The sequence below is a fragment of the Magnetococcales bacterium genome, from assembly GCA_015231925.1.
Lineage (GTDB): Bacteria > Pseudomonadota > Magnetococcia > Magnetococcales > JADGAQ01 > JADGAQ01.
Window position 1 is genome coordinate 1 of record JADGAQ010000209.1, and the last position, 6,987, is coordinate 6,987.

At 64.7% G+C, this 6,987-nt stretch carries 7 protein-coding genes; 4 read left to right on the forward strand and 3 right to left on the reverse strand.

Annotation, left to right across the window (positions count from 1 at the left end; all coding sequences use genetic code 11):
* Positions 1–83: 83 nt before the first annotated feature.
* Together HQL56_17080 and HQL56_17085 are read right to left on the reverse strand one after the other, a co-directional pair.
* On the reverse strand, positions 84–1,130 hold the full coding sequence (locus HQL56_17080) for a COX15/CtaA family protein (GenBank protein ID MBF0311232.1): 1,047 nt from the start codon (positions 1,128–1,130) through the stop codon (positions 84–86).
* 27 nt (positions 1,131–1,157) lie between these two features.
* Entirely contained in the window at positions 1,158–2,330 is a 1,173-nt protein-coding gene (locus HQL56_17085) for a glycosyltransferase (protein MBF0311233.1), read from the reverse strand.
* A gap of 78 nt (positions 2,331–2,408) precedes the next feature.
* Here HQL56_17085 and HQL56_17090 point away from each other — a divergent pair, with 78 nt between their 5' ends.
* Genes HQL56_17090 through HQL56_17105 form a run of 4 tightly spaced genes read left to right on the forward strand, consistent with a single transcriptional unit; the run spans position 2,409 to position 6,848 of the window.
* Positions 2,409–3,371: a glycosyltransferase gene (locus HQL56_17090; GenBank protein ID MBF0311234.1), complete on the forward strand. Its 963-nt coding sequence runs from the start codon at positions 2,409–2,411 to the stop codon at positions 3,369–3,371.
* Complete coding sequence (locus HQL56_17095) at positions 3,368–4,813, forward strand: oligosaccharide flippase family protein (GenBank protein ID MBF0311235.1); 1,446 nt, start codon at positions 3,368–3,370, stop codon at positions 4,811–4,813. The genes HQL56_17090 and HQL56_17095 overlap by 4 nt, the downstream gene beginning before the upstream one ends.
* Positions 4,810–5,889 (forward strand): hypothetical protein, encoded by a 1,080-nt coding sequence (locus tag HQL56_17100; GenBank protein ID MBF0311236.1) that lies wholly within the window; start codon positions 4,810–4,812, stop codon positions 5,887–5,889. The genes HQL56_17095 and HQL56_17100 overlap by 4 nt, the downstream gene beginning before the upstream one ends.
* Entirely contained in the window at positions 5,886–6,848 is a 963-nt protein-coding gene (locus HQL56_17105; protein ID MBF0311237.1) for a glycosyltransferase family 2 protein, read from the forward strand. The genes HQL56_17100 and HQL56_17105 overlap by 4 nt, the downstream gene beginning before the upstream one ends.
* Here HQL56_17105 and HQL56_17110 read toward each other — a convergent pair.
* The coding region (locus HQL56_17110) for a glycosyltransferase family 1 protein (protein ID MBF0311238.1) at positions 6,827–6,987 on the reverse strand (161 nt) is incomplete at its 5' end. The two genes, HQL56_17105 and HQL56_17110, sit on opposite strands and share 22 nt — an antisense overlap.

Here is a 6,987-nt window from a genome sequence, read left to right on the forward strand (position 1 = left end):
CATCTGGCTCTATGTTTCGGTGACCGGCGTCATCGTCTATCTGATGGCCTTTCACCTCTTCCCGCCAGCTGCCGCTCAACCGGTTACGGGGTCCGTGCCTGCGGTAAGCGATGGACGAACCACAGCAGCGTCGTGAACAGGATCATGGCTCCGGCCTGGTGGGTCACCGCCAGGCCGATGGGTACCACCAGCAGCAAAGTGGCGATGCCCAACCCGACCTGAACCAGCGCCACGATCAACAGGAGGTGGAGTATGCCCCGGCTCAGAGGTGAAAGGGCTTCCCGCCGGCCCTTCATCCACAGGGCCAAAACCCCCAGAAAGGTGGAGACTGCCAGAAAACGATGGTCCCACTGTACCGTGGGGATGTTTTCGAAGAAGTTGCGCCAGAGCGGGCTCAGGTCCAGAAATCCTGCCGGAATCAGTCGCCCATCCATCAGGGGGAAGGTGTTGTAGGTCAAACCCGCCTTGAGCCCCGCCACCAGCCCACCCGAAAAGACGGTCACCATGGCCAGTGCCAGCATGGCCCAGGCGAAGCGCGCCAGTGAGGCGCTGCCGCTTCCCTGGGAACTGCCCACCTCGCCGAACCAGAGCGAGAGCCCGACCCAGAACATGTAGGCGAAGATGATGAAGGCCATGCAGAGGTGGATGGCCAATCGGTATTGGCTGACATGGGGGTCGTTGACCAGCCCGCTGGCCACCATCAGCCAGCCCACCAGACCCTGAAGCCCCCCCAGAAGGAACATGGTCAGCAGCTTGGGAGTCATGCCCGGCTGGATGCGCCCCTTTTTCCAGAAGTAGAGGAAGGGCAGCAGAAAGACGATGCCGATCAGGCGACCCAGCAGGCGATGAATGTACTCCAGCCAGAAGATGCCCTTGAAATCGTGGACATCCATGTGGGTATTGACCTTCCGGTACTCCGGCGTCTGTTGATACTGGGCGAACATCTCCTCCCAGGCTTCTTCGGAGAGCGGGGGCAACGCCCCCTTCACCGGTTCCCAGGTCACCATGGAAAGGCCTGAACCGGTCAGGCGGGTCATGCCGCCCAACACCACCATGCCGAAGACCAGCACACAGCAGACGAAGAGCCAGGCGGCCATCTGCCGATCCCGAGGGTGCAATCCGGTAGTCATGGGTGTTTCACTCCTTCGACGTATCGCTCAATCCTGTTTGATCGGATCCCATTTGGCCGCGGGGCTGCCCCGCAGATAGTCGTACCAACCCAGGGCCATGCCCAGATTGCCCAGACAGAAGTACCAGGCCATGGCGCAGAGTTTGCCCACCTTGCCGCGCCGGCCTCCCGAAAGGGCATGGCAGGCCGCCGCCGCGTACACTGACAGCAGAGGCAGAGCCCCCACCCAAAATAGGGCGGAGAGCCCTGTCCCGATCAGGGTGAAAAGGGTCAGCAACAGCAGAAACAAGGGCATCAGGCGACGCAGCACCTTGTTGATCAGCAATTGGACGGCAAAAGCCCCGTAGCGCCAGGGCAGCAGCAGGGGCCAGCATAAAAAAATGCCCCGCAGGCTGGAAGAGACGATGCGCCGTCGCCGCAGCCTTTCGTGGCGATCCCCCCGTGAGGGCAGTGGCACCCGCACACGGGCTTCGGGTTCGAAGAGAAATCGCCCGCCGAGCAGACGGGCCGCCAGACAGATGAAGAGATCGTCCGCGACAGCCTCCGGCAGGGGGCGAAACAGCTCCCTTCGCACGGCGTGCAGCTTGCCGTCGCTGCTGGCCAGCCCTCCCAATCGGGACTCCCAGCCCTTGATGGCGCTGTCGAGATCGATATAGCGGCTTTGGGCCGCGTGCAGATGACCCTGTTCCCCGATGACGCGCTGGCCGCACACCCCACCGACGGCGGGATCGGCAAACCAGCGCAGCAGCTTTTTCAGCGCCTCGGGCTCCAGCAGGCCGTCCACGTCCGAAAAACAGAGGATGGCCCCCGTGGCCATTTCGACCGCCTCGTTGAGGCAGGCAATCTTGCCACGATGCCGGGGATTTGCCAATACGACAAGACCCGGCTGCGGCGTCAACAGGGTCTCCCCGCCATCTTCGGATCCGTCGGAGCAGAAGAGAATCTGCAGCTTCTCCCGAGGGTAGTCGAGTTGCAGGCAATTGCGCTGTTTGGCCTCCAGCAGGGGCCGGGCGTTACGAAACACCACCACCAGGCTCACCGTGGGCCAAGGCTCCGTGGCATCGGGAACCACCGGACGTCTGCCGAAGAGCCGGGCCATGCCCCCCAGCAACAACGGATAGATCACCACGGGCAGAAGCAGCAGAAAGGCCATCCCCCCGCAAAGCCCCGCCAGCAACAAAACCGCGCCCTCCCCGGTCATCTCGCCTCCCGCAAACAGCGGAATCCTGTTAGAATGGGGCCTTCCGGTTTTTCATCCCCTTGTACGACAGGCCTCGCCGTGGACTCGCCCTATCTCTCCGTCATCGTGCCCGGCCTGAATGTGGCTGCCACCCTGGAAGCCTGTCTGGCCTCCGTGAGCGCCGCCCTGCCACCGGGAGAGACTGCGGAGGTTCTCTTCGCCGACGGCGGTTCGCAAGACGATTCCCCCGCCATCGCCGCACGGGCTGGCAGTCGCCTCGTTTCCGTCAGCTTTCCCCGGGGTTTTCGCATCAGCCGCCTGCGCAATCAAGGGGCAGCCCAGGCACACGGGGAGTTGCTCTGTTTTCTGGACGCGGACATGACCCTGCCCCCGGAGGCTTTGAGCCTGGCCTGCGGACGCTTCCGCCAGGGCTTCGACGGCCTGCTGGCCTTTCAGGACCAGGCCCCGCCGCATACCTCCTGGGTCGGGCGGGTCTGGGGAGCCCGCGACCTGTTGCCGCAAGGGGAGGTCGTCTCCGCCCGGCAACTGCCGGGGCGAAACCTCTTCATTCGCCGGGTGCGTTTTCAGCAACTGGGCGGCTTCTCCGAAGAGCTGCCCACCGGGGAGGACAAGGCTTTCAGCGTGGCGGCCCGTCAAGCGGGTCTGCCGGTGCTGCGCTCCGCCGAAACCACCCTGATCCATCATGGCGCGGAAGGCTCCCTGGGCGAGTTCCTGGGCAAGGAGTACTGGCGTCAAAGCCATGCCCTGGGGCAACTGGCCACCCTGGGTCTCTCCCCGCGCACCCTGCGTCAACCCCTCTTCGCCTTGTGGCATCTGCTGCTGCCCCCGGCGACGGTCCTGCTGCTGCCCTTTTCTCCGACTGCGGCCCTGCTTCTCCTGCTGCTTTGGCCCCTGCCGGCGCTCCTCTCCACCGCCGTCTTCTTTCGTCGCGCCAGGGTGGCCTTTTGGCCGCTGGCCGCCCTCAATTTCCTGCGCTGGTCGGTGGCCGGCGTCGCGCTGGCCGGAGAAGTGCGGCATCGGTTCCGGGGGAGCGGCCCGTGAGCGAAAACAGCCTGGTCTCCCGACTGGCTCGCTACGCCGCCGGTCAGCTCTTCCAACGTATCATCCGCCTGGCCAACGCCTATATCAAGCCGCGATTCCTCGATCCCGTGCAGATCGGTCTGTGGAACGGGCTCAACCTCATTCCCACCTACGCCGCCTTCTCCCATCTGGGGGCGTTGCAGACCCTGCGCCTGCGCATTCCCGAACTGCTCGCCGAGGGGCGGGAGGAAGAGCGCCTGCGCCTGCAAACCACCGCCTATTGGGGCACCCTCTATCCCAGCCTGCTCATCGCCCTGGGGGCCTTCCTGGCAGGTCTCTTTCCGACCCTGGAGGAGATCATCCGCCACGGTCTGTGGACCATGGCCATCGCCGTGCTGATGGGTTGGTACACCCAGTACCAGTTGACCCTGTGCAAAGGGGAGCAGCTTTTCGAAATCATCACCCGCTCCAACTACATCGGCTCCTGGAGTACCCTGCTGCTGGGCTTGCCCGCCATCGTCCTCCTGGGCATGGAAGGGGTCTACCTCTCCTTCCTGGCATCGCAACTGCTCACCCTCCTCTATTTGCGGCGGGTCCACCCGTTGCACCACCGGGGGGGGCCGAGCCGAAGCCTCTTCTTCTCCCTGGTGAAGGAGGGCTGGCCCCTGCTGCTCTTCGGCATCGCCCTGACCCTGATCACCACCCTGGATCGATTCATCATCCTGGCCAAACTGGGCACCGAGGCCCTGGGCTTCTACGCCCTGGCGCTCACCGCTTCCGGCTTCCTGCTGCAAATTCCCATGGCCACACGGGAGATTCTGGAACCTCAACTCATGGCCATGCTGGCCAAACACCCTCCCACCCGGATCTGGGACGAACACTACTACCGCCCCCTGATCAACACCGCCTTCTACTATCCGCTGATTGCCGCCCCGGTCATCTTTCTGGCGGAGCCGGTGCTGGCCCTGATCCTGCCCAAATTCACCCCAAGCGCCACCTCCGCCGCCATTCTGGCGGCAGGCTCCTGGTTTCTGGCCCTCTCCTTCGTCTCCCGGGGCATGCTGGGCGCTTTGCGGCTGCAGTTGCGGGCCCTGCCCATCCTGTTCGCCGCCCTGCTCTGTCACGCCTCCCTGAGTCTTTTCCTCATCGACCGGGGGCTGGGCATCGAAGGGGTCGCCCTCTCCGCCAGCCTGGCCTTCGCTCTGCTCTTTCTGGGCCTGACCTTTTTTCTGGGACGCCGCACCCCCTTCAACCGCCGGGAAGAGGCCCGCCGTCTGCTCGCCATCGGCGTCGCACCCCTGGTCACTCTGCCGGCGATTCCGCTGGCCAAGGGCTATCTGGCCTCGCCGTGGCTGCAGGCCGCCCTTTACACCGCGGGTCTCGTCCTGCTGATCCAGATTTCAAGCCGCTTCAGCCCCCTGTTGAAACCCCTGCGACAACCTGCCCGAAAGAACCTGCCGTGAACATCGACCTCTCCTTTCACGGCCTGGCCCACATCGCGGGCCGCGATTTGCCGCCTTTTCTGGGGGAGACCCTGCGTCACCACTGGAGCCACTTCCTGGTGAGCGCCCCGGCGCGGCTGCCCACGGAAACCATTCGCCTGGAAACCCTGCCCCCTCACCACCCCCTGGCGGGCGAAACCCTGGCCGATCTGCCCTGGCGTCCCTTTCACCTGCTGGACCGCCCGCCACAGGCCGAGGAACCCCTGCGGCTCTTCTATCGCAACCAACTGGATCTGCTGGTCTATTTCGGCCCGGAAGAGTTCCGCGTGCTGTGCGCCCCCCGACCGGGCATCGGCGGCAAACTGCTGGATCTGCTGCAGTTTCTCCTGCAACTCCTCCTGGCCCGCCGCAAGTCCCTGATCGGCCACGGCTCGGTGGTGGCCAAAGAGGGGCGCTGCCTGCTGATCACCGGCCTCGAAGACACCAAAAAGACCCTGCTGATGCTGGAGTTCCTGCGTCATGGCTGGGATTTCCTGGCCGACGACAAGTTCATTCTGCACGAGGGGGAGATTCTCTTCTACCGTCAGGTGATCCCCCTGCGGCTGCACCACTTCACCTTTCTGCCCTGGCTCAACGAACGTCTGAAGGCCGACGCCTTCCTGCGTCGCGCCCGAAGCCACCGCGCCATGCAGCGGTTGGGCCGCTCCCTGCCCAAGCCGCTGATGCCCCTGGTGGAACGCCTCTTTCCCGATCCCAGCCTCGATCTGCCCATGGAACGGCTCTTCCCCAAAACCCGGCTGCTGCAACGCGCCCGCCCCACGGAGCTGATCCTGCTGGTCCATGGGGCCGCTTTCGGTCCCACACCCATCGATCAAAGCGCTGTTTTCCGGGAGTTGGGCATCATCAACGAACTTCTCTTCGACGCCTTCCTGCCACTGGAGCGCCATCTGGTCTATTACGGCTACATTCCTGCCATCCCCTATCGGGAGATTCTGGAAAGTCAGCTCGCCGCCGTGAAGCCCCACCGCTTCACCCTGCCCCTGCGCGGGGAGTTCGCCCCCCAGGCCCAGGCCATTCGTCTGGCCGTCTCCTCATGAATCGCTGTCGGCTCACCCTGATCATCCCCACCTACCACCGTCAGCGGGAACTCACCGACTGCCTGGCCTCGGTGCTGCGTCAAACCCGCAAGCCCGAGGAGCTGATCGTGGTCGATGACGGCAATCTGCCGGAGCTGCCCCTGCAACAGGAGCTGGAAGTGGCGGGTCTCTCCACCCGAATGGTGCGCAAGCAGACCCCCGGCCTCACGGAATCCCGCAACCTGGGCCTCTCCCTGGCCACAGGGGAGATCATCGGCTTTCTGGATGACGACGTGATTCTGGAGGAGCGCTGCCTGGAAGAGCTGCTGCGGGTCTTCGAGGAGGACAGCGAAGGGCGCATCGGCGGAGTTGGCGGCCATATCACCAATCGCCCGGCCTTCACCTGGAAACGTCGCCTGCGCCGCCTCGCCGAGTCGCTCTTTCTGCTTTCCGGCCTGCGGGAGGGACGCATGCGGCCTTCGGGATTCTGTGTCGATTTCGGCGACGCCGCCCCCCTGACGGAGGCGCGGGCGGAGGTCGATTTTCTGCCGGGCGCGGCCTTCGCCTTTCGTCGCACGGTCTTCGAACGCTGCCGCTTCACCCCCGGCTACCGCAAACTGGCTTTCGGGGAGGACAAGGATTTCTGCCAGCAGGTGGCGAGGCATCATGGTCTGATCCTGGCCACAGCCGCCCGGCTGCAACATCTGGAGGCCGCCGCCATGCGCCCGGACAAGGAGCGGGAGGGGCGCATGTTCGTCATGGGGCGCTACCTCTTCTTCCGGCGTTTTCTGGCCCTCACCCCCGCCCACTGGCTCTTCTTCGGCTACGCCATGTTCGCTTATACCCTGATGCGTCTGACGGCCTTTCTGCTCAAACCGGGACGCGGCAAGTGGTCCCGGCTGAAGGGCGTCTTCGCCGCTTATGGGGATATTCTGGCCGGGCGCGTGGTGGTGCCCTTTCAGGACAGCAACCGGCGATAATAGTCCCACAGCTTCTCCCACCCCCCCCGGGCGGAGAACGCCCTTTCCACCCGCTGCCGCGCCTCCCGCCCCAGGCGGCGTCGCAGCTCGGGTTGACCCGCCAGATGCATCACCCCCGCCGCCAGCGCCTCCACCTCCC

Excerpts from the sequence above, each read along its gene's own strand:
- HQL56_17080 (MBF0311232.1), bottom strand. The coding sequence starts at position 1,130 with ATGACTACCGGATTGCACCCTCGGGATCGGCAGATGGCCGCCTGGCTC.
- HQL56_17085 (MBF0311233.1), bottom strand. The coding sequence starts at position 2,330 with ATGACCGGGGAGGGCGCGGTTTTGTTGCTGGCGGGGCTTTGCGGGGGG.
- HQL56_17105 (MBF0311237.1), top strand. The coding sequence starts at position 5,886 with ATGAATCGCTGTCGGCTCACCCTGATCATCCCCACCTACCACCGTCAG.